Source organism: Zwartia sp. (assembly GCF_049655405.1).
Lineage (GTDB): Bacteria > Pseudomonadota > Gammaproteobacteria > Burkholderiales > Burkholderiaceae_B > Zwartia.
Window position 1 is genome coordinate 1 of the sequence record NZ_JBASJR010000009.1, and the last position, 22,129, is coordinate 22,129.

Below are 22,129 nucleotides of genomic sequence, written 5' to 3' on the forward strand. Positions count from 1 at the left end.
CCCAGGCCGGTTATACGTCGCTGCTCAAAGGAAGTGAGGTTATTTATATCAAGCTTTTACACTTAATATTCATTTCCAAACTTCTTTGTGAGCACTTGATTTCGTTTGCAATCACTGAACCTGTTACGGCACAGTGACCTGCGACACTCATTCCAAGCGCCCACACTTATCGGTTGTCAAATTTTTAAAGAACGAAGTAGAGATTGTACAGTAAGTTTTTCGCTTTGGCAAATCACTAACTGCTCGTAATTTTCAGTATCTTGGGGTTAACTTTGCCAAATTTGGCATTATCTCCGCACATCCTGTTAACTACTTACTTCTCTTTTTCTGCTGTTTGTGCAGCAGAGAAACGAGATTATGCACGTGTTTTTTAAGTGTGTCAAATAGAGCCAGCGGAAATATACGTAAAACCCATTTTTTTTTCTTAGGAATGACTTAATTTGTCATAAAACTGCTTTTTAAACTTCGAAACCTTTGGAGCAATCACCATTTGGCAATAACCCTGCTCTGGATGTAGCGCAAAATAATCTGCGTGGTAAAGCTCCGCAGGCCAAAAAGTTTCTGCAGATCTTATTTCTGTACATACTGGGCTGGCGAACCTTTCACTAGACTCAAGCTCAGCTATAAAATCTTGTGAAATCGTTAGCTGCTCTTTGTTTTGAAAGAAAATTACGGATTGATACTGTGGACCCACATCATTTCCTTGTCTTCCAGGAGTTGTCGGGTCATGTGTGGCGAAAAACACCTCTAATAACTCTTTGAATCCAATTTGAGCTGGATCAAAGTCAATCTTGATCACTTCTATGTGCCCAGTCTGCTTTCCGCACACTTGCTCATAGGTAGGATGATCTACATCCCCGCCACAATAACCAGACTGCGCAGCATGTACACCTTTTAGCGCTTTAAATACTGCTTCGGTGCACCAAAAGCATCCGCCGCCCAAAACTGCCGTTGACCATTCACCGCCCTGATCCGCTAAAGATGAGGAAGGCTTTCGCTCCGAATGCGTTAATGATGAGTTGCTCACGCTTATTTCCTTAGGGAGATGATCCAATTCGCCAACTTTTGAGCATCTTGCTCGCTGACAGCCTGACCGGGCATCGGTACCGCCCCCCATTGTCCACGTCCACCCTTTCGGATAACCTGAACCATATAGAGAGCAGCATCATTCCGATCTGCGTATCGCTGGGCAATCGCCTGAAAAGCAGGCCCCACTCTTTTGCTATCGACTTGGTGGCATCCCAGACAAGCCCGCGCCTTAGCAAGCGCCAACCCCTCTGCGTGTGACAATGCCTGAGCTGAACGCTCAGCATCACTCGCAGAAGCGAGTGTCTGAGCGGCCACACTTCCGGCAAGTGTCAGAGCGACGGCCAAACAAACGCCTTTAGCCGCGCCCATCCAAACTGCCAGATTAAAAAACTTACTCGTCAAAGGCATCGGTGACAGCCCCACGACTCGCTGTGCTAGCCAACTTGCCAAACTTTGCTAATACACCGCGTGTGTAGCGGGGTGCTGGTTGCTTCCAAAGCTTGCGACGCTTTTCGATTTCGGCATCCGCAACGTTGAGCTGCAATAATTGAGTATGAGCGTCAATGGTGATGGAATCACCCTCTTCGACCAAACCAATCAAACCACCCACATAGGCCTCAGGAGCAACGTGCCCCACCACCATGCCCCACGTTCCACCCGAAAAGCGGCCATCTGTGATCAAGCCAACCGTCTCGCCCAAGCCCTGCCCCACTAAAGCAGAGGTCGGAGCCAACATTTCACGCATACCGGGACCACCTTTGGGGCCCTCATAGCGAATCACGACAACATCGCCATGTTGAATCTTGCGCGCCATGATGGCGGCCATTGCATCATCCTCAGAGTCAAAGACACGGGCAGGCCCTGTGATGACGGGGTTTTTTAGGCCCGTGATTTTTGCCACGCAACCCTCTGGAGAGAGGTTGCCTTTTAAGATCGCCAAATGACCTTGAGCGTACATGGCCTCAGGAATAGTACGAATCACGCTCTGACCAGCAGGCGGTTGATCAGGAATGTCTTTCAGCACTTCGGCAATCGTCTTGCCACTGATGGTCATGCAATCGCCATGCAGCAATCCGGCGTTGAGCAAAATTTTCATGACCTGAGGAATGCCACCCGCGCGGTGCAAGTCCACGGTCAAAAACTGTCCGGACGGCTTCAAGTCACAGAGAACGGGCACACGCTTACGGACAATTTCAAAGTCGTCAATTGTCCACGGCACTTCAGCAGCGTGCGCAATCGCCAAAAAGTGGAGCACCGCATTGGTCGAACCACCAATCGCCATAATGACTGAGACAGCGTTTTCGATCGATTTACGGGTGATGATGTCGCGCGGCTTGCGCCCGTGACGCACAGCATCGACCAACACACGTGCAGCCTCTGCCGCCATCGTGATCGCTTCGCCGTCTTCGTTTGCCAAGGTGCTTGAGTAGGGAAGTGCCATACCCATGGCTTCGAACGTGGAGCTCATCGTATTAGCGGTGTACATGCCGCCACAAGAGCCCGAGCCCGGGATCGCTTTTTGCTCGATGGCCTTGAAATCCTCTGTGCTCATGCGACCCATCGTGAATTCGCCCACGGCCTCAAAGACCGAGACGATGTTCAAATCACGGCCTTTATGCGAGCCCGGCTTGATTGTGCCGCCGTAAACATAAATACCGGGTACGTTCGTGCGCGCGATACCAATCATGCCTCCTGGCATATTTTTATCGCAGCCACCCACCACGACCACGCCATCCATCCACTGCCCCATGACAGCCGTCTCGATACAGTCCGCAATCACTTCACGCGAGACCAGGGAAAATTTCATGCCCTCTGTACCCATCGACATACCGTCGGAAATCGTCGGAGTACCAAATACCTGTGGGTTGGCCTTGGCTTCGCGAATCGCCACAATCGCAGCGTCAACCAAGGGTTGCAAGCCGCTGTTGCAAGGCGTGATAGTGGAGTGACCGTTTGCCACACCAATCATCGGATTGGCAAAATCTGATTCTTTGTAGCCCATGCCGTAATACATTGAACGGTTAGGAGCGCGTGTCACGCCTTCGGTAATATTTTTGGAGCGGTCGTTGTTTGCCATGAATAAACACCTGTTAGTGAAGTTTGCAACGGTTATTATCGGACATCTTTTGCTTGGTAGCTTGTGATGCTGCAATTTCCTAATTTTGACCCAATTGCCATACGTCTGGGGCCAGTCGCCATCCATTGGTATGGATTAATGTATTTAACAGCTTTTGGCTCAGCTTGGCTGCTGGGTCGCTGGAGAATCAAACATCATAAAACCACACTGACCATGCGCGACCTTGAAGACATCATTTTTTATGGTGTCTTGGCCGTGGTGGCGGGCGGCAGGCTGGGTTATGTGTTGTTTTACAAGCCCGCCTATTATTTGGCGCACCCCCTAGAGATTTTTTACCTCTGGGAAGGTGGGATGTCTTTTCATGGGGGCTTGATTGGCGTCACTCTCATGATGTTGTGGCTTGCGCGACATCGAGGCTATCGCTTTCTGATGGTGACCGATTTTGTCGCACCCCTCATCCCTTTGGGCTTGGCGACTGGTCGGCTCGGCAACTTTATCAATGGCGAACTCTGGGGCAGAGCGAGCAACTTGCCTTGGGCCATGGTGTTTCCTCAAAGTGGCGACGGAGTCGCCAGGCACCCCTCTCAGCTTTATCAGCTTGGCTTAGAGGGACTCGCATTGTTTATTCTGGTTTGGTGGTTTGCCAACAAATCACGCCCGCTGGGTCAAGTGACAGCTGTTTTTCTGATGGGGTATGGCTTTTTCCGCTTTGTCGCGGAGTTTGCCCGCGAACCAGATAATTTTCTGGGTTTACTCGCAGCGGGACTTTCAATGGGACAGTGGCTGTCACTGCCGATGGTTGTATTTGGTGCTGCGCTCTTTATTTGGGCGGCCAAACAGTCACCGTCTCAGCAAAAGTAACTAGCCCGTCAAAAAAGAAAAAAGCCTGCCAAATGATTGGCAGGCTTTTTCAATAAATGCCCCGCTTATGCCGTTTAGGCCGGCATCTCGAACCTAAGGTTCAAGTTGGCCACGTTCTGCTTGATTTCGAGCGCATCTGACTAGAGACGAGCATTCCCATCGAGCTATCCTGCGACCTGAATATGCCAAAAGCATTGGTTCTGAGAATATATGACCTAGTCACGAACACAGCAGGGACAAACTTTTAACTTGAAAAAGACTCATTTAGCGCGGTTTAGTCGGTCGATTCGGTGCAACCGTCGCCAAAGCTTCATCAAGCATTGCATTCATGTCGTCAATTCTACGCTTGAAGTCACCAACCGCCAAGCCGCCTAGCGGACCATCAGGTGCACGGACAGACAAAAGCTCGACTGCGATCTGAATAGCGGCCATCACAGCAATGCGCTCGTTACCAGAAACTTTTCCAGTTCCTTGAATACGACCAGCAAGCTGGCTGACGTGCTGGGCAGCAGCGGATAAAGCCTGCTTTTCCTCTGGTGGGCAGGCAAGAGAATAGTCGCGCCCTAAGATAGAAATATCGACGCGCTCCATCATTGCTGCTCCTCGGTCTGTGTCGCACCAGGTAAACGTTCCAGCACAGCATCAATACGTTGGCGCGCCTGCGCGGTCACGTCTCGTAAAGCTGAAACCTCTTTATCACGTGCAGAGAGCTGCGCCTGCAGCGTGTGGTGCTCCTGTTTGAACAAGTCCAGGGATCCTTGTAAAACATCGCGCTCAGAGGCTGCAGTCTGCGCCTGACGGCTCAGCACTTGCGTCTGCGTCCCCTCTTGGGCAAGTTGCGCCCGAGCGGCATCGCGCTCAGCCTCAGCCTGCACGAGGCGAGCCTGCAAAGCGGTTTGCTCAGCGAATAGTTGCTGAGTGTAGGCGAGTAATTTCGCCAAACGTGTAGATAGGTGATCGAGATCTTCAAGCATACCGATATCGTAAAGCAAAAATAGACAACCAAAATGGTTCGTGACTTACTCGTGCGATAAACAACCGTTAATTTTTTTTAACCATTACAAAAAATGTCAGCCTGCGTTCAGCTTCGCATGTTAGCAACTCTCAAAAACATACAAAACCTTAGGGACTCTCCTCAAATCGGAGATTGCTTTGAAAATTTACGCCATGTGGGCCTAGGTTTTACCCTTTTTCTAGGGAAAACCCCATCAATATTTCGCTCTTTTTGAGTTTGCTTTGGTCTCACTCTCAATTACCATGCAGTCCGTGGTGACCTCTTGTCTGAAAATACATTCAAGGGGTCATTTAGTCTGTGAGGCGCTATTTTTGCGCCACCCGTTTCAACAAAACAAATGATTAGCAGCGCAGTCAAGGAGCTCGACACCATGCAGCTTAAAAACAAACAGAACTTTTGGTCAGGGGTGATGTTTATCGTCCTCGGCTCAGCGTTCGCCTGGAAATCCACCGAATATTCGATGGGGACCGCAGCGCGAATGGGGCCTGGATATTTTCCTTTCTGGCTCGGTGTCATTATGGCGATTCTTGGAGCCATTATTTTGGTTTCCTCTTTCGCTAAAAAAGCCCAAACAACTGAAATTTCTAAATTCGACTTCAAGAGTGTGGCCATCATTACCGGAGCAGTGGTTGTGTTTGCCTACTTGCTCCAGCCTGCAGGTCTGATTATTTCCATGCTGGTCTTGGTCTTAATTAGCGCAGCCGCCGCGCACGATAACAATTGGAAAGTGACGATTGCGAACGCAATTTTCCTCACAGTCCTCTGCTATTTGGCTTTCGTTGTTGGTCTCAAGTTGGTGTTCCCGATTTGGCCCGCATTTCTCGGCATGAACTAAGGAGCACTGATTCATGGACTTACTCAATAATTTGATGATTGGTTTTGGGGTGGCGTTTACTCCCGAAAACCTCGCGTATGCATTCTTGGGCTGTTTGCTGGGCACCTTGGTGGGCGTTTTGCCTGGCCTCGGTCCTGTGCCAACCATCGCTATGTTGCTGCCAATCACCTACGTCTTGCCTCCGATTGCTGGCTTGATTATGTTGGCTGGTATCTATTACGGCACACAATACGGTGGCTCAACCACCGCGATTTTGGTGAACCTTCCAGGTGAAACCTCTGCGGTGGTGACAGTGCTCGATGGACACGCCATGGCCAAAAATGGTCGAGCGGGTGCAGCACTGGCAATTGCTGCGCTGGGATCGTTCTTCGCCGGTAGCGTGGCCACCCTGCTGATCGCTGCATTTGCACCTCCGCTCGCTGAGTTGGCGTTCAAATTCGGCCCCGCAGAGTATTTCTCGCTGATGGTTTTGGGTTTGGTGGGTGCTGTGGTGTTGGCCTCTGGCTCCCTGATCAAAGCGATTGCGATGATTTTGCTTGGCCTTTTGCTGGGCATGGTTGGCACAGACGTTAACTCTGGTGTCGCCCGCTTTGACTTCGGCATCCCCGAACTCCAGGACGGCGTGGGCTTTGCGATCGTGGCAATGGGCGTGTTCGGTTTCACCGAAATCATGACCAACCTTGAGCAAAAAGAAAACCGCGTTGAAGTCGATGCAAAAATCGGTTCGCTTTATCCAAACAAGAAAGAGTTTCAGGAATCATGGCCTGCAGTCATTCGTGGCACAGCTGTGGGTTCAGTGTTGGGTATTTTGCCTGGTGGCGGTGCAGTGCTGTCGTCATTTGCTTCTTACACCATCGAAAAGAAACTTTCCAAAAACCCAGAGCGCTTTGGTAAAGGCCACCCTGCTGGTTTGGCAGGTCCTGAATCGGCTAACAACGCTGGTGCACAGACCTCGTTTATTCCTCTGTTGACACTGGGTATCCCAGGTAACGCTGTGATGGCGCTGATGGTCGGTGCGATGACCATTCACAACATCCAGCCTGGTCCTCAGGTGATGACGAGCCACCCAGAACTGTTCTGGGGTCTGATTGCCTCCATGTGGATTGGTAACCTGATGTTGGTGGTGTTGAACCTGCCTCTGATTGGCATCTGGATCAAACTCCTGACGGTTCCTTATCGTGTCCTTTACCCAGCGATTCTGTTGTTCTGCACGATCGGCGTGTATTCACTGAACTACAACATCTTTGACATCTTAATCACTGCGTTGTTTGGCATCATTGGATATGTGTGGTCTAAACTCAAGTGCGAAGGCGCACCTTTGTTGCTGGGCTTGGTGCTGGGACCACTGATGGAAGAAAACTTCCGTCGCGCCCTGCTCCTGTCGCGCGGTAACTTCATGACCTTCCTTGAGCGTCCACTGTCTGCATCATTGCTGGGTGTCGCTGCACTGCTCGTATTGATTATTTCTCTGCCTTCTTTGAAAAAGAAGCGCGAAATCTTCGAGGAAACCTAATCCGTGGCATCGATCAACAGCAAAACCTACGAAACCTCTGCCCCCCGTCAAGTCGCATTTTTGGGCTTGGGGGTGATGGGTCTGCCGATGGCAGGTCATCTGGCAAAGGCTGGTCATCAGGTGACGGTCTACAACCGCAATGCTCAAAAGGCGCAAGCCTGGGTCAACGAGTTTGGCGGCCGTGCTTGCGCGACGCCTCGTGAAGCCGCGAGCGGCGCGGAGATCGTTTTTTCTTGCGTTGGAAACGACGACGACTTGCGTAGTGTGGTGCTGGGTGATCAAGGCGCATTTGCGGGGATGCAAGCGGGTGCCACGTATGTCGACCATACGACAGCATCCGCCTCTGTTGCTCGCGAGATGCATGCCATTGCGCAGAGCAAATCGCTCAAATTCATCGATGCGCCCGTCTCGGGTGGTCAAGCGGGTGCCGTCAATGGCATGCTGACCGTCATGTGCGGTGGTGATGCGGCTGACTTCGCGCATGTTCGCGATGTCATCGCTGCCATGGCCCGTGCGGTGACCCTGGTAGGCCCTGTTGGTGCAGGCCAACTGGCCAAGATGGTCAATCAGATTTGTATCGCTGGAGTCGTTCAAGGCTTGTCCGAGGGCATTGCCTTTGGTCAGGCTGCAGGCTTGGACATGAAACAAGTCCTTGATGTCATCAATAAAGGCGCAGCCCAAAGCTGGCAGATGGAAAATCGTGGCAACACCATGGTGGACGATCAGTTCGAGTTTGGCTTTGCCGTAGACTGGATGCGTAAGGATCTGAGTCTGGTACTGGATGAGGCCCGCCGAAACGGTGCACGTGTCCCCGTGACGGCATTAGTCGATCAGTTTTACGCCGATGTTCAGCAGATGGGTGGTTCACGCTGGGATACTTCCAGCTTGATCAAGCGACTAAAATAAGTATCACTTAGTTTTGTGATGTAAATGACGCTTAAAATTTAAGCGTCATTTTTTTTCGGCCTGAATTCTCGTTTAACTGAGGCATACGCATATCAAGCGTATGCGCCTATAAAGCGGAGCTCTTAAACGTGATCTCTGGAGGATTGGAGACGAGTGTTTCAGCATCAAGAGGTGCAGACTCAACCCCAGATACTGATTCATGGCGAGAGTCTTGGCCGCGTTTAAAAATCAAGGGCGATAGTTCGTTGAGTGCCTGCGTGTAGACGTCGCGCTTAAAGTCAATCACAGCTTCGAGTGACACCCAATAATGACTCCAGCGCCACGCATCAAACTCAGGGTGCTGTGTCGCTCTGAGCTTGACGTCTATGTCGCGCCCAAGCATACGCAGCAAAAACCAAATTTGTTTTTGCCCTCTGTAATGCCCGCGCGACTCCCGACGGATAAAGGTATCCGGCACGTCGTAACGCAACCACTCTCTTGTGCGTCCTAAAATGCGGACATGATCGGGTTTGAGACCGACCTCTTCGTGAAGCTCGCGAAACATGGCTTGAACCGGGCTTTCGCCGTGTTTAATACCACCTTGGGGGAACTGCCAAGCATGTTCCCTGATACGCTTACCCCAAAAGACCTCATTTTTTTGATTAACGAGGATGATTCCGACATTAGGACGGTAGCCTTCGCGATCAAGCATGGCCACTCCCAGCGAATTCAATACAATTGCATTTAATTATACGTACCTGTTGGGCAATTTGCCCTAATAAATTTTTTAGCAAACAATGCGCGCATCTGCCTATCACATCAGCACTCTCAAAGAAGCCCCTAACGACGCCGAGATCGCCAGCCATCAACTGATGATGCGCTCCGGCATGATCCGTAAACTGGCGGGTGGGATTTACAACTACATGCCACTCGGTTTGCGTGTGATTCGTAAAGTCGAACACATCATCCGTGAAGAGATGGACGCGGCCGGCGCGCTCGAGCTCTTGATGCCCGTCGTGCAGCCGGCTGAGCTCTGGATGGAATCGGGCCGTTGGGAACAATACGGTCCTGAACTCCTGCGGATGAAAGACCGTCACGGTCGTGATTTTGTTTTGCAGCCAACATCGGAAGAAGTGATTACTGACATTGCGCGCAACGAAATTCAAAGCTGGCGCCACTTGCCCGTCAACTTTTATCATATTCAGACAAAATTTCGTGATGAACGTCGCCCACGCTTTGGTGTGATGCGTGGACGCGAGTTCACCATGAAAGATGCGTATTCCTTTGATCGTGATGTCGCCGGTGCACAAAAAAGCTATCAGGTCATGTTTGATGCCTACATGCGGATCTTTGCCCGTCTAGGACTGACTTTCCGTGCGGTTGCGGCAGATACTGGCTCGATTGGTGGTTCACAGAGCCATGAGTTTCAGGTGATCGCAGACATTGGCGAAGACTTGATTGTCTATGACCCTCAATCTGACTATGCCGCCAACATTGAGCTGGCGCCCGCACCTTGCCTGCTGACTGAACGTGCTGCAGCAGGCACTCCCATGCAAACGGTTGCCACACCTGAAGCGACGAAATGTGAGCTCGTCGCCGAGATGCTCAAGGTGCCACTAAGCCAAACCGTCAAATCAATCGTGTTGGCGACTGAGCAAGAAGGCAAACCGGCAACCGTCTGGTTACTCCTCATTCGTGGTGACCATGAGCTCAACGAAATCAAAGTCGGTAAAGTGCCTGGGCTGGATAAAGGATATCGCTTCGCCACAGAAGCTGAAATTATTGAGCATTTTGGTTGCAAACCTGGCTACCTAGGTCCCGTCGCGACGCGATTACCCGTTCATGTCGTCGCTGATTTAACCGTCGCAAAGATGCACGACTTTATCTGCGGCGCCAATCAAGAAGGCGCACATCTGACAGGCGTCAACTGGGTGCGAGACCTGCCTGAGCCCAGCCTGGTGACAGATTTGCGCAATGTGGTGGAGGGTGACCGCGCACCAGACGGTCAAGGCACACTGGCCATTCAACGTGGCATCGAAGTCGGTCACGTCTTTTACCTGGGCACAAAATATTCCGAAGCCCTCAAAGCCACTTTTCTAGATGAAAACGGTAAACCTGCCCTGATGGAAATGGGTTGTTACGGCATCGGGGTCACGCGTATTGTGGGCGCTGCCATCGAACAAAATCACGATGCGAAAGGGATCGTGTGGCCAAGAGCCATTGCGCCTTTTGAGGTCGCAATCTGCGCAGTCGGCTGGGGCAAGAGCGAAGCCGTCCGACAGGCAAGCGAAAAACTCTACCTTGAACTCAAGAGCCGCGGCATTGACGTCATTTTGGATGACCGCGATCAGCGTCCTGGCATCATGTTTGCAGAATGGGAGCTCATTGGCCCACCTGTACGCATTACGGTTGGCGAGCGTGGACTCAATGATGGTGTCGTCGAGCTGCTCGGACGCAAACAAACAGAGGCCGCACGTGTGCCGCTCGCTGACTGCGTGGCGCAGGCACTTGTATTGCTCGAGTCCGCTTGATTACGCCCCAGATACACATGCCAATCGAACACCCGCCGTTTAAACACCAGATGAATGTCCGTGTCTATTACGAAGACACGGACATGGGTGGTGTGGTTTTTTATGCCAACTACCTCAAATATATGGAGCGCGGCAGAACTGAGTGGTTGCGCGCGTTAGGCGTCAACCAATCCGCCCTGGCCGCATCAGAACAGCGTGGCTTTATGGTGGTGCGTGTCGATGTGCGCTACATTTCACCCGCTCGTCTCGATGATTTGTTGCAGATTGAAAGCGAAGTCACCCGAATGGGGCGAGCTTCGTTACACTTTGCACAGTCTGTTAGTCGAAATGGGGAACTGATTGCTCAAAGTAATATCCAAGTCTGTTGTGTAGAAACCGTTAATATGCGGGTCGCTGCAATCCCAGAATCCGTACGTATTAAATTAGCCGCAATTACTCAGGAATAAGTGATGCAAACCACCCAAGATATGTCGATGCTCTCGCTGGTGCTGGATGCCAGCTTGCCAGTACAGTTCATCATGCTGTTACTCGTTGGCATTTCCGTTGTCTCTTGGACTTTCATTTTTGCGAAACGCGCAACCATCAAAAAGTCCTTGATTCAAACCAGACGCTTCGAAGACGACTTCTGGTCGGGCGGTGATCTCGCACTTCTTCATCAATCCATTTCAACACGTCGAGCCGAACAAGGTGCGCTGGCGCGTATTTTTGACTCGGGTATGACTGAGTTTCTCAAAGCACGGCGCAGCGGCAACACCGCGGACGTCAATGCCACGATGGACGGCGCTCGCCGGGCCATGCGTGCAGCGTTTCAGCGCGAGCTCGATGAGTTGGAGTCGCATTTAAACTTTCTGGCGTCCGCCGGCTCGGTGAGCCCCTACATCGGCTTGCTAGGCACTGTTTGGGGCATCATGCATGCTTTTGTGGGTCTGGCCAATGTCCAGCAAGCCACGCTGGCTTCAGTCGCGCCAGGCATTGCCGAAGCACTGATCGCAACAGCTATTGGTTTGTTTGCTGCGATCCCTGCTGTGGTGGCTTACAACCGTTACACGCACGATATTGATCGCCTGTCGATTCGCTTTGAAACTTTTGTCGACGAATTCTTGAATATTCTGCAGCGGCAGGTGCGCTAATGTCTTCGGTCCGCTCAAGCTCCGGGCGCTCGGGTCGACGCCTGAAAAATGAGATCAACGTCGTACCCTATATCGACGTGATGCTCGTGTTGCTGATCATTTTTATGGTAACAGCACCGTTGATTACTCCAGGCGTAGTCGAACTGCCCTCTGTCGGACAGGCTGCGAACATTCCCGCCACGCCGATCGAAGTACAGATTACTGAGGACGGTAAGATCTCGTGGCGCAAGCGCGAGGCGGGCGCCACCAACATCGCCGTTGAGCGCAGCGCGTTGGCACAGACCATACTCGCTGAGCTCAAGCCCGACCAACCTGTCGTCATTGCTGCAGACGGTAAGGTTCCCTACGAAACTGTCATGAAAGTGATGGATGACTTGCGCAAAAACGGTGTCACCAAGCTTGGCCTGCTGGTCGATCAAAAGGGTGACACTGCGACACCAAATGCTTCGCCCAAAGGCGCTGCAAATAAAACAAACACCCCTAAAAAATAAAGAGGTCACACGCACACGCGCGCAACGCATGCTGCACCCGCTATGACGCCACACAACGACTCAACTCCGCGCGGCCCAAGCCTGCCTCCCAAACAAGCGACCGATTGGCGCGCCTTTGGCTTGGCGATGCTCGCACATGGCATATTGGTGTTGTTTTTAGTGGTGGGGCTCAATTGGAAAACAGAAGCTGAAGGTCCTCTGCAGGTTGAGCTCTGGATGGACGGAACGACACCGATCAATCCCCCACCGAGTCGCAGCGAACCCAAACCCGAACCAAAGCCTGAGCCTGAGCCCAAACCAGAGCCCACTCCTGAGCCACCGCCCCCTCCACCACCACCTCCGCCACCGCCGGAAGCTAAAGCAGCGCCTGAGCCAAAGCCTGTGATCGACCCAGAGATCGCGTTGGAAGAAGAGCGCAAAAAGCGCGCAGAGCTTGAACGCGCCCAGCTTGAAAAAGAGGCTGCAGAGAAAAAAGCCAAGGAAGATGCTGCGAAAGAGCAGCAACGGATCAAACACGAGCGCGAACAAGCCGAAAAGAAAGAACGCGACCGCCTCGAGCAAGAGCGCAAAAAAGCTGAGCGTGTCGAGCGCGAGAAACAAGAAAAGCAGGAAGCTGAGAAAAAAGCGGCTGCAGAAAAGAAAAAGAAAGAAGAAGAGGCCAAGAAAGCTAAAGAAGCGGCGGACAAGAAAGCCAAGGAAGAGGCAGACAAAAAGGCCAAAGCCGACGCGGCCAAAAAAGCTGCTGCGGACAAAGCGCTCAAAGACGCATTCCGTAATGATGCGATGGGTGCCGCTGGCATTCCAGGCGGCACGGCAGACCGGAATCAAGCCGGAGGCGGCAGTAATGACGGTTATGGCGCCAAAGTTCGTGCTTGTGTGCAACCCGGCGTTGCCTTTCCATCTCCGCCAAGAGGTAATGCCAATCCTGCTGCTCAATATCGTGTTGACCTCCGGCCCGATGGCACCATTGCGTCAGTCAAGTTGACCCGCAGCTCTGGAAATCCTAACTTTGATCGCGCGGTTGAGACAGGAATCCGGCGTTGCTCACCTTTCCCGACCCCGCCGTCTGGCAAGTACCCCGGATACATTGACGTCAACTACAATATGTACGATTGACAGGAGTTCTGTAACCATGAAAAGTGATCCACAGCATATGATCCGCCCACATTCTTTTTCGATTTTTTATTCGCTGAGATCTTGGCTCAAGATGCTGGTGCTGTCCGCGCTACTTGGCCTAGGTTTTGTTGCGAATGCCCAATTACGCGTCGATATTTCTGGAACAGGTGCTCAGCAATATCCAGTTGCCATCGCCGACTTCAGCGGTGACAGCGCAGGTGCGCAAGTCGCAGAGATCATTCGTGCCGATCTGACCCGCTCTGGTCAATTCCGCCTGATTAGCACTTCGGGTACCAACCTGACCTATGCCACGCCGATTGCTTATGATGAGTGGCGCACACGCGGCGCTGACTTCATCGCATATGGCACAGTGACACGCGCTGGAGATGGACGCTACGAGATTAAGTATCGTCTCGGCGATACCGTGAAACGCGGCTCCTTGGACGAGATCACGATTGTCGGTAGCGACAAAGAATTGCGTCGCATGTCCCACCAAATCGCTGATCGTATTTATGAAAAAATTACAGGCATCAGAGGTGTTTTTTCAACACGTATCGCCTACGTCCTGAAACGCGGCAAGACTTATGAGCTGCAAATTGCGGACGCTGACGGACAGAATCCTCAGGTGGCCTTGCGCTCTGGCGAACCCATTATCTCGCCTGCTTGGTCCCCAGATGGTTCGCGCCTGGCATATGTGAGCTTCGAGTCAGGCAAGCCAGTTGTCTATGTGCATCAGCTTTCAACCAGCAAACGCTTTCCTGTTGCCAACTACAAAGGTAACAACTCAGCGCCCGCTTGGTCCCCCGACGGCAATACTTTGGCCGTTGTATTGACGCGAGACGGACTTTCTCAGATTTACTTAGTGAATGCCAACGATGGTGGTAACCTGCGTCGCGTCACCCGCTCGCCGTTGATTGATACGGAGCCTACGTTTAGCCCGGATGGCCGCTCCATTTACTTCACCAGCGACCGTAGTGGCAGCCCCCAGATTTACCAAGTGGGTCTAGATGGTGGCGAACCACGCCGCGTAACCTTCAATGGCAGTTACAATATCTCACCAAGGGTTTCTCCGGATGGCAAGACTCTGTTGACTGTCACTCGCAGGGATGGATCCTACCGAGTCGCGTCACTGAACTTAACCAACGGTGCTGAATCCTTGTTGACTCAAGGCAGAGATGACCAGTCACCTAGTTTTGCACCGAACGGTATGCAAGTGCTTTATGCCGCGGTCCAAGGTGGCAAAAGCGTACTGGCGGGTGTGTCTAGCGATGGTCGCGTTCGTCAGACTCTGTCTGTCCTGAACGGTGAAATTCGCGAACCCACCTGGGGTCCGTTTACGAACAAGTAGTTTCTATCTACAGATAGATGTTTTTAAAATGAGTTTTGGTTTTTAATTTAGACAAGTTGTTATTTGAAATTCTTATTAAGGTAGACATCATGAGATCGCGTATTGCTAAAGTTGTGACCATTGCAGCACTTGCCGCCGGACTGGCTGCATGTAGCTCCGTTTCACTGGATGACCAAGCTGGCAAAGGTGGCGCAGACGGCTCTGGCATTCTGGATCCATTCAACCCACAAAGCATTTTGGCTAAACAGCGTTCGGTCTATTTTGACTTCAACAGCTATGCAGTGGGCGAGCAATACCGCGCACTGGTTGACACACATGGCAAATATCTTGTCAGCGCACCACAGCAGCGCGTTGTCATCGAAGGCAATACTGATGCACGTGGCGGTTCCGAGTACAACTTGGCCCTGGGCCAGCGTCGTGCCGAAGCCGTCCGTCGCCAGCTGACCTTGATTGGCGTTCCCGACACGCAAGTTGAAACCATCAGCTTCGGTAAAGAAAAGCCCAAGGCACTCGGTAACACTGATGCTGACTACGCAGAAAACCGCCGTGCGGATTTCAACTACAAGCGCTAAACTGACCCGGTAGATTGGTCTGTGACAAGGCGGCCTCTGGCCGCTTTGTTGTTTAAAAGAGAGGAAATTTTTATGCGTAACAAGACTCTTTCCTGGCGTGCCGCCAGCTCATGCCTCGTCTTGATCGGTGGAGCATTGCTCAGCCAGTCGACCTTGGCATTTACGGACGACGAAGCGCGCAAAGCCATTCTCGAGCTGCGTCAGCAAGTCAAAACGATGAACGAAGCCAATCAGCGTGCGCGCATTCAGCTTTCCGATCAGATCGAAATGCTTGGACAAGAAATTGTCCGTTTACGCGGTGACATCGAACAGCTCGGCCGTCCGGCTAGTTCAGGCGGCAGTGGTGCAAGAGGTGCAGACCCTCGGTCCCAAGATCCGCGCGAACAGGCTGCGTTTGATCAGTCGATTGAAAGCTTCCGCAAAGCTCAATACAAAGAAACGATCCAAAACTTGACTGCCTTTCTCACGCTTTATCCTGATAGCGCCTTGGCACCTACTGCACAGTTTTATCTTGGCAGCAGTCGTTATGCGATGAAGGACTTTAAAGGTGCGATTACGACCTTGCAAGCCATGGTGCAAAAGTTCCCAACCGAGCCACGTGCAGCAGATGCACTGTTGATGGTGGCGAGCTGCCAAATCGAACTCAACAATCGACCTGGCGCCAAAGCAACCTTGCAGCGTATTGTCAAGGAATACAAAGGAACACCCGCTGCTGACACTGCAGCCAAGCGCTTGCCTTTGTTGCAGTAAAGTTTCCTGAGAGAGTGAGGCAATAGAGACTCAGCTCTGTGGCCTCTATAAAAGGATGGCTCCGAGCGTCTAATTGACGCATATTCGGAGCCATTCTTTTTAACCAGTCGAAAGTAGCAAGCAAGCTACGCCGACCACAATCAACAGAATGCCAAAGCTTTCTTGCTTGGAGCTCTTGCTAAGGAAGACGCGCCACGACAATAACTGCGCGAATAAAACCTCAACCAAGCCCAAAGTACGAACATTCGCCGCAGCGGTAAGCGCAAAACCCAAGAACCAGCCTTGCGAGGCGGAAGCACCTAGCAAACCACCCCAAATCGAAATACGCCAAGCCTTGAGGCATTTTATCCAGGCCTCCCGATGAAAACTCATCATCCACGCTGCAAGCAAAATAGTCTGCAGGCCCAAACCGCAGGTTAACGTCCACGAGGCACGAACAAAGAAATGCGCTTCACCCAAAGCAAGAATGCCACCCCTAAAGGTCACTGCGGCAATCGCAAAAAATGCCCCCGCCAGCAAGCCCAGCGCAGCAGGCCTCCATGAAGACTCTCCTGGCGCTGTTGTGCCCGGCTTGCGTGCCATGACTGTCACACCTACCGTGGCAATGATGATCGCCACCATTGCTAGGATAGAGATTCGATCACCCAACACCACCAGACCAAAAAGTGCGACTTGAACAGGTTCCGTTTTTGTCCAAGCAGTGACCACAACGAACGCCCGCTGTCGCATCGCAGCGAGCATTAGTGCCGTTGCCGCGATTTGTGACAAGGCACCTGCCAAGACAAACAACACGAAACTCAAGTCCATTTTGGGCATGACTGAGCCGGTCACCATCAGAGCAATCGTGGTGAATAAAACGGCAAATGGAAAACCATACAAAAAACGTACCTGAGTCGCACCCAAAGTGCCGAGTTGCTCCGTCAAACTTCTCTGAATCGCATTACGACCCGCCTGAGCCGCTGCTGCAAAAATCGTTGCAGGTATCCATAACCAAGTCCATTCGTGCACAAATGTCTCCTCTGATATTTTTTACGAAGCCTTGGCTGCGTGCTCTTGCAAGAGCTTGACGACCGCTGGATCCAACGTGATCCCCGCCTCCTGCTGTTGCGCCATTTTTTTCAATTCAATTTCGCCTGGCATGATGACTGAACGACCCTCGACTGCTGGGGGACTGTCATGCAAGATCGACGCAAAATCCATCATACGATCCGTGAGCCATTGAGGCGAACCAAGCACTTTGGTGTTGATCAAAATAAAAAAGTGCCCCAGATTTTGCGGCTCATCCGGTGCATCGACCCAGGATTTGACGTGCGTCAGGTAGGCCGCGTTAGACAACAGTCCTGCAAACATATCCACCATGAGTGCGAGTCCATAACCCTTATGCCCGCCAATCGGCTGCAGAAAGCCATCTAGCGCGGCTTTGGGATCAGTCGTTGCCCGACCCTTGTCATCGGTTGCCCACGTGTCAGGAATGGTCTCGCCGCGTTTGAACGCATTACGGATTTTGGCACGGGCCACCACACTCATTGCCATGTCGAGCAAAAAGGGCTGACCGCCAGGGTTCGGCACGCCAAAGCCCAAGGGACTATTCCCCAAGCGGGCATCACTTCCTCCCCACGGTGCAATCGTTGTCGTCGCGTTACTGCCGATGATGCTGGCAAAACCTTCCTGCGCTGCAATCAACGAATAAGGGGAAATGGGTCCGAAGTGGTTACTGCCGCGGGCGAAGGCCATCCCGATACCGAATTGACCCGCCGCGTCCATCGCGGCTCTCAACGCATGCATACCCACGAGAGGACCGACACCGTTATCGCCGTCGACCAGCCTGAGTGCTGGCGCGGGGGATTGAACCTGAATGTTTGGCTGCGCGCGAATGCCTTGGACCATTAAACGGTCACCATAAGATTCCACACGTGAAAGACCATGGGTACTCAAACCAAAAAGATCCGCCAAGACCAATACACGGACAACGTCTGCAGCATCTGTTTTTGTCAGACCGAGGCCTTGAAATGCACGCACTGCCAATGCGGTGAGCTCATCCTCTGTCCAGACTGTCCGTACTTGCCCGCTTTCACTCATTCCCAACACTCCCTTTAAGATCATTTTTTAGGCTTTTTACTCATCTGCGCAAGCATACTCGGGAGCGAGGCTGCCGTCATGTCAGCCGCAGTTCTTCCGCCGTCACCTCGCGCCAAGATCAAGCAGCCAATAAAAAACCCTCGGATTTCTCCGAGGGTTTTTAAAGCGACCCCCGAGACGTATCTCGAGGATAACGATGTGGACTTAGAAGCCCATACCGCCCATTCCGCCCATACCGCCCATTCCGCCCATATCACCACCTGGCATACCGCCGCCAGCTGGCTTGTCTTCGGCGAGTTCGCAAACTGCGGCTTCTGTTGTCAGCAACAAGCTGGCAACGGAGGCTGCGTTTTGCAGAGCTGTACGTGTGACTTTGGTTGGATCCAACACGCCTTGCTCGACCAGGTCACCGTACTCGCCGGTGGCGGCGTTAAAGCCGTAGTTACCTGTGCCGTTCGCAACGTTGTTGACCACAACGCTTGGCTCGTCGCCAGCGTTTGCCACGATCGTGCGCAATGGCTCTTCGATGGCACGCAAGACAAGCTTGATACCAGCGTCTTGATCAGCGTTGTCGCCTTTAACTTTGGCCACAACAGCGCGTGTGCGGATCAATGCAACGCCACCGCCAGGAACGATGCCTTCTTCGACCGCTGCGCGTGTTGCGTGCAGTGCGTCTTCGACACGTGCCTTCTTTTCTTTCATTTCGACTTCGGTTGATGCACCGACGCGAATCACAGCAACACCACCGGCCAACTTGGCCACGCGCTCTTGCAGTTTTTCACGATCGTAGTCGGAAGATGCTTCTTCGATCTGGACACGGATCTGCTTGACGCGTGCTTCGATCGACTTGGCATCGCCATGACCGTCGATTATTGTGGTGTTTTCTTTGCCGACTTCGATACGCTTTGCTTGACCGAGTTCAGCCAATGTTGCTTTCTCAAGCGACATACCTGTTTCTTCGGAAATGACAGTACCACCGGTGAGGATGGCGATGTCTTCGAGCATCGCTTTACGACGATCACCAAAACCAGGTGCCTTGACGGCGGTGGTCTTGAGAATGCCGCGGATGTTGTTGACGACCAGCGTGGCCAAAGCCTCGCCTTCGACGTCTTCAGCCACGATCAACAAAGGACGGCTGGACTTGGCAACTTGCTCCAACACGGGCAGCAGGTCACGAATGTTGCTGACTTTCTTGTCGTAAATCAGAACATAAGGATCGTCCAACGCTGACACTTGCTTTTCAGGGTTGTTGATGAAGTAAGGTGACAAATAGCCACGGTCAAACTGCATACCTTCGACGACGTCGAGCTCGTTTTCGAGTGACTTGCCGTCTTCGACAGTGATGACACCTTCTTTACCGACTTTGTCCATTGCGTCAGCAATGATCTGGCCGATTGAGAAGTCGCTGTTTGCCGAGATCGAACCGACTTGGGCGATTTCTTTGGTTGTGGTGCATGGCTTGGAGAGCTTTTTGAGCTCAGCCACTGCAGCGATCACAGCTTTGTCGATACCGCGCTTCAGGTCCATTGGATTGATGCCGGCAGCCACGTACTTGAGGCCTTCAACAACGATCGACTGAGCCAGCACAGTAGCTGTAGTTGTACCGTCACCAGCGTTGTCGGAGGTCTTGGAAGCAACTTCCTTGACCAGCTGTGCGCCGATGTTTTCAAATTTGTCTTTGAGTTCGATTTCTTTCGCAACCGACACGCCGTCTTTCGTGACGGTTGGGGCGCCGAAAGAGCGCTCGAGCACAACGTTACGACCCTTTGGGCCGAGTGTTGTTTTCACTGCATTGGCGAGAATATTTACGCCACGGACGATACGGACGCGTGCGTCATCGCCGAATAAAACTTGCTTGGCAGCCATTTATCTTTCCTTCTTGTGTTCTGTTTACTGGACAACCGCGAGGATTTCTTCCTCACGGATGACGAGGACTTCTTCGCCGTCGACTTTGACTGTCTGACCGGCATACTTGCCGAACAACACTTTATCGCCAACTTTGACGTCCATTTTCAGGACTTTGCCGTCTTCAGTTTGTTTGCCGGGACCAACAGCTAGCACTTCACCTTGATCGGGCTTTTCAGCGGCGCTTTCAGGGATGACGATGCCCGAGGCAGTTTTGCGCTCGTTGTCCAGGCGTTTGACGATCACGCGATCGTGCAGGGGACGCAGGGCCATGTAGAACTCCTGTTAGATACAAATATGGGTTGTTAGAAAGACTGCGGGAGGATTGTTAGCACTCGTTGCAGTTGAGTGCTAATTATAGGGGTTGTTTTGGGGATTTCAAGTGCACTGGGTGTGAATTTGAGGAATTTAAGGCTGTGAAATACTTAGGCTCCTGGTGTTCGGGCGCTTCCGCGGCAATCGGAGCGTTGAGTTTTGCTGGGCAAAACTTCAAGCGCTCCACTTGCCTGCAACCAGGCCGCCCCCTCATTCGTGAGGTTTCCTCATTGGGAAGTTTCCTCAGTTTGCAGGAAAATGGGGCGCTTTATATGTTGCTCAGCAACATTAAACGCCCCAGGTTTCCGGAACAAGTTGAGACCCGCTAAAACAAATCTATCCGAGATTTGCGCTGCGGCAATCAGAGTGTTGAGTTTTGCTGGGCAAAACTTCAAGCGCTCCACTTGCCTGTAACGAGGTTGTCGAAAAAATTACTTGCGCGCAGCCCGACGAGCCGCCTTGGCTGCCATAAAGTCGCCGACGATTTTGGCGTGCTCAGCCGTTTTGTGGACAATCGCCTGATACGCCGCCGACAATTCCAGCAAATTAGCCAGCGAAGACGTTTGCCCCTCACGCAACAAACGCTTGGTCATCCGCACCGCAGGTGGAGAATTGACCGCCATTTTGCGCGCCAGCGTTTGCGCAGTCGACAACAGCTCCTCAGCCGGCACCACACGCGACACCATGCCCCAATCTAGAGCCGTTTTCGCATCAATGGCTTCGCCAGTAAACGACATCTCAGCCGCTCGCGCCATCCCAATCACACGCGGCAAAAACCAGGCACCGCCATCACCCGCCACGATACCGACCTTGACGAAACTCTCGGCAAACGTCGCGTGCTCCGACGCAATCCGCAAGTCGCACATACATGCAAGATCACAGCCCGCACCAATCGCTGGGCCGTTGACCGCCGCAATCGTCGGCACCTCAATCTGATGAATCGCTAAAGGTAAACGTTGGATGCCCTGCCGATACTCCTGACGCAAGACCTCGCTACCGAAACCAGAGCCAATCTGACGCTCCATTTCGTCAATTTTTCCGCCAGATGAAAAAATGGGCCCGTTCGCCGTAATGATGACCGCCCGCACGCTGGGATCGTGCTCGATGCGATGACACGCTTCGAGCATGGCCTCAACAATGCCAGTCCCGGTTAAAGCGTTGCGCGTCTCTGGATGGTTGAGTGTCAGCGTGACGACGCCGAGGTCATCTTGCTCGTAAGAGAGAGGTGAAGTCATGTTGTGTAGTGTTCCGAGTAAAAATAATGAACTAACGCCCTGCTGCTTTCGCTGTGCGACCACCCGCTACGCCCATATCGGTCGTCGGGGTATCCAAAATGATTGTGCGCACATGCTGAGTGGATAAACCAATACTTTTTTCCACTGCATTCGCGAGTGCCGCAACCAACGCTGCCTTGAGCTCCTCGGTACGCCCTGAAATCAATCCCACAGTCGCGAGCGCCATATCTTGCCCCAACTCGCCGCCCACGATGACGTTTTCACGAGGGGTTTCAAGAATCACGACGCGTATGGAGGGCAAAGGTGCAGCAATGCTGTCTACAACAGCTTGCGTCATGTTTTTCAGCAAAGCCGTTTTTTGTTCAGCGCTGTGTCCCTGCATAATCTGAATATTGATAATTGGCATTGTGTGCTATCTTTTCTGAAGTGGTTTGAGGTGACT

24 protein-coding genes and 1 other RNA gene are annotated in these 22,129 nt (G+C 52.3%); 12 read left to right on the plus strand and 13 right to left on the minus strand.

Translation table 11 applies throughout. The annotated features are described in order from the left end of the window. Positions 1-424 precede the first annotated feature (424 nt). The 3 genes from msrA to ilvD form a co-directional block, all read right to left on the minus strand. On the minus strand, positions 425-943 hold the full coding sequence (gene msrA / locus WBJ47_RS05765) for a peptide-methionine (S)-S-oxide reductase MsrA (protein WP_422243097.1): 519 nt from the start codon (positions 941-943) through the stop codon (positions 425-427). 86 nt (positions 944-1,029) lie between these two features. Beyond that, positions 1,030-1,362, minus strand: a complete 333-nt coding sequence (locus WBJ47_RS05770; protein ID WP_422243098.1) for a c-type cytochrome — start codon at positions 1,360-1,362, stop codon at positions 1,030-1,032. Between the two features lie 58 nt (positions 1,363-1,420). Further along, on the minus strand, positions 1,421-3,106 hold the full coding sequence (ilvD, locus tag WBJ47_RS05775) for a dihydroxy-acid dehydratase (RefSeq protein ID WP_422243070.1): 1,686 nt from the start codon (positions 3,104-3,106) through the stop codon (positions 1,421-1,423). A 66-nt stretch (positions 3,107-3,172) separates the two neighbouring features. Here ilvD and lgt point away from each other — a divergent pair, with 66 nt between their 5' ends. Further along, positions 3,173-3,967, plus strand: a complete 795-nt coding sequence (gene lgt, locus WBJ47_RS05780; RefSeq protein ID WP_422243071.1) for a prolipoprotein diacylglyceryl transferase — start codon at positions 3,173-3,175, stop codon at positions 3,965-3,967. A gap of 54 nt (positions 3,968-4,021) precedes the next feature. Here lgt and ssrS read toward each other — a convergent pair. From ssrS to WBJ47_RS05795, 3 genes are all read right to left on the minus strand, one after another. Continuing rightward, positions 4,022-4,207, minus strand: a non-coding RNA gene (gene ssrS / locus WBJ47_RS05785) — 6S RNA. A gap of 24 nt (positions 4,208-4,231) precedes the next feature. Further along, the gene (locus WBJ47_RS05790; RefSeq protein WP_422243099.1) at positions 4,232-4,558 is read right to left on the minus strand and encodes a cell division protein ZapA; all 327 of its coding nucleotides are present in this window, start codon (positions 4,556-4,558) and stop codon (positions 4,232-4,234) included. Next, the gene (locus tag WBJ47_RS05795) at positions 4,558-4,941 is read right to left on the minus strand and encodes a hypothetical protein (protein ID WP_422243072.1); all 384 of its coding nucleotides are present in this window, start codon (positions 4,939-4,941) and stop codon (positions 4,558-4,560) included. The genes WBJ47_RS05790 and WBJ47_RS05795 overlap by 1 nt, the downstream gene beginning before the upstream one ends. A gap of 411 nt (positions 4,942-5,352) precedes the next feature. Between WBJ47_RS05795 and WBJ47_RS05800 the strand changes: the two genes are divergently transcribed. From WBJ47_RS05800 to WBJ47_RS05810, 3 genes are read left to right on the plus strand one after another with little or no spacing between them, the layout of a single operon-like run. Beyond that, positions 5,353-5,817: a tripartite tricarboxylate transporter TctB family protein gene (locus WBJ47_RS05800; RefSeq protein WP_422243100.1), complete on the plus strand. Its 465-nt coding sequence runs from the start codon at positions 5,353-5,355 to the stop codon at positions 5,815-5,817. Positions 5,818-5,830: 13 nt separating this feature from the next. Next, on the plus strand, positions 5,831-7,330 hold the full coding sequence (locus tag WBJ47_RS05805; RefSeq protein WP_422243073.1) for a tripartite tricarboxylate transporter permease: 1,500 nt from the start codon (positions 5,831-5,833) through the stop codon (positions 7,328-7,330). 3 nt (positions 7,331-7,333) lie between these two features. Then, a complete protein-coding gene (locus WBJ47_RS05810) occupies positions 7,334-8,236 on the plus strand; it encodes an NAD(P)-dependent oxidoreductase (protein ID WP_422243074.1) in 903 nt (300 codons plus the stop codon). Between the two features lie 106 nt (positions 8,237-8,342). Here the strand turns inward: WBJ47_RS05810 and WBJ47_RS05815 are convergent, their stop codons facing one another. Next, on the minus strand, positions 8,343-8,927 hold the full coding sequence (locus WBJ47_RS05815; protein WP_422243075.1) for an RNA pyrophosphohydrolase: 585 nt from the start codon (positions 8,925-8,927) through the stop codon (positions 8,343-8,345). An 85-nt stretch (positions 8,928-9,012) separates the two neighbouring features. Here WBJ47_RS05815 and WBJ47_RS05820 point away from each other — a divergent pair, with 85 nt between their 5' ends. From WBJ47_RS05820 to ybgF, 8 genes are all read left to right on the plus strand, one after another. After that, on the plus strand, positions 9,013-10,746 hold the full coding sequence (locus tag WBJ47_RS05820) for a proline--tRNA ligase (protein WP_422243076.1): 1,734 nt from the start codon (positions 9,013-9,015) through the stop codon (positions 10,744-10,746). 17 nt (positions 10,747-10,763) lie between these two features. Further along, the gene (gene ybgC / locus WBJ47_RS05825) at positions 10,764-11,192 is read left to right on the plus strand and encodes a tol-pal system-associated acyl-CoA thioesterase (protein WP_422243077.1); all 429 of its coding nucleotides are present in this window, start codon (positions 10,764-10,766) and stop codon (positions 11,190-11,192) included. A gap of 3 nt (positions 11,193-11,195) precedes the next feature. Further along, entirely contained in the window at positions 11,196-11,876 is a 681-nt protein-coding gene (gene tolQ, locus WBJ47_RS05830; RefSeq protein ID WP_422243078.1) for a protein TolQ, read from the plus strand. Continuing rightward, complete coding sequence (gene tolR / locus WBJ47_RS05835) at positions 11,876-12,367, plus strand: protein TolR (protein WP_422243079.1); 492 nt, start codon at positions 11,876-11,878, stop codon at positions 12,365-12,367. Before tolQ ends, tolR begins: the two co-directional genes overlap by 1 nt. A 42-nt stretch (positions 12,368-12,409) precedes the next feature. Then, complete coding sequence (tolA, locus tag WBJ47_RS05840; protein ID WP_422243080.1) at positions 12,410-13,483, plus strand: cell envelope integrity protein TolA; 1,074 nt, start codon at positions 12,410-12,412, stop codon at positions 13,481-13,483. 37 nt (positions 13,484-13,520) lie between these two features. After that, a complete protein-coding gene (tolB, locus tag WBJ47_RS05845) occupies positions 13,521-14,831 on the plus strand; it encodes a Tol-Pal system beta propeller repeat protein TolB (protein ID WP_422243101.1) in 1,311 nt (436 codons plus the stop codon). An 89-nt stretch (positions 14,832-14,920) separates the two neighbouring features. Continuing rightward, positions 14,921-15,403, plus strand: a complete 483-nt coding sequence (gene pal / locus WBJ47_RS05850; RefSeq protein ID WP_422243081.1) for a peptidoglycan-associated lipoprotein Pal — start codon at positions 14,921-14,923, stop codon at positions 15,401-15,403. Positions 15,404-15,475: 72 nt separating this feature from the next. Next, positions 15,476-16,153, plus strand: a complete 678-nt coding sequence (gene ybgF / locus WBJ47_RS05855) for a tol-pal system protein YbgF (protein ID WP_422243082.1) — start codon at positions 15,476-15,478, stop codon at positions 16,151-16,153. Positions 16,154-16,252: 99 nt separating this feature from the next. Here ybgF and WBJ47_RS05860 read toward each other — a convergent pair whose 3' ends face one another. The 6 genes from WBJ47_RS05860 to WBJ47_RS05885 form a co-directional block, all read right to left on the minus strand. Further along, the gene (locus WBJ47_RS05860) at positions 16,253-17,161 is read right to left on the minus strand and encodes an EamA/RhaT family transporter (RefSeq protein WP_422243083.1); all 909 of its coding nucleotides are present in this window, start codon (positions 17,159-17,161) and stop codon (positions 16,253-16,255) included. A 21-nt stretch (positions 17,162-17,182) separates the two neighbouring features. Next, a complete protein-coding gene (locus WBJ47_RS05865) occupies positions 17,183-18,232 on the minus strand; it encodes an Ldh family oxidoreductase (RefSeq protein WP_422243084.1) in 1,050 nt (349 codons plus the stop codon). A gap of 204 nt (positions 18,233-18,436) precedes the next feature. After that, complete coding sequence (groL, locus tag WBJ47_RS05870; RefSeq protein WP_422243085.1) at positions 18,437-20,098, minus strand: chaperonin GroEL; 1,662 nt, start codon at positions 20,096-20,098, stop codon at positions 18,437-18,439. 24 nt (positions 20,099-20,122) lie between these two features. After that, the gene (gene groES, locus WBJ47_RS05875; protein ID WP_028817000.1) at positions 20,123-20,410 is read right to left on the minus strand and encodes a co-chaperone GroES; all 288 of its coding nucleotides are present in this window, start codon (positions 20,408-20,410) and stop codon (positions 20,123-20,125) included. Between the two features lie 473 nt (positions 20,411-20,883). Beyond that, entirely contained in the window at positions 20,884-21,687 is an 804-nt protein-coding gene (locus tag WBJ47_RS05880; protein ID WP_422243086.1) for a crotonase/enoyl-CoA hydratase family protein, read from the minus strand. Between the two features lie 31 nt (positions 21,688-21,718). Beyond that, positions 21,719-22,093: a tautomerase family protein gene (locus WBJ47_RS05885; protein ID WP_422243087.1), complete on the minus strand. Its 375-nt coding sequence runs from the start codon at positions 22,091-22,093 to the stop codon at positions 21,719-21,721. Between the last annotated feature and the right edge of the window lie 36 nt (positions 22,094-22,129).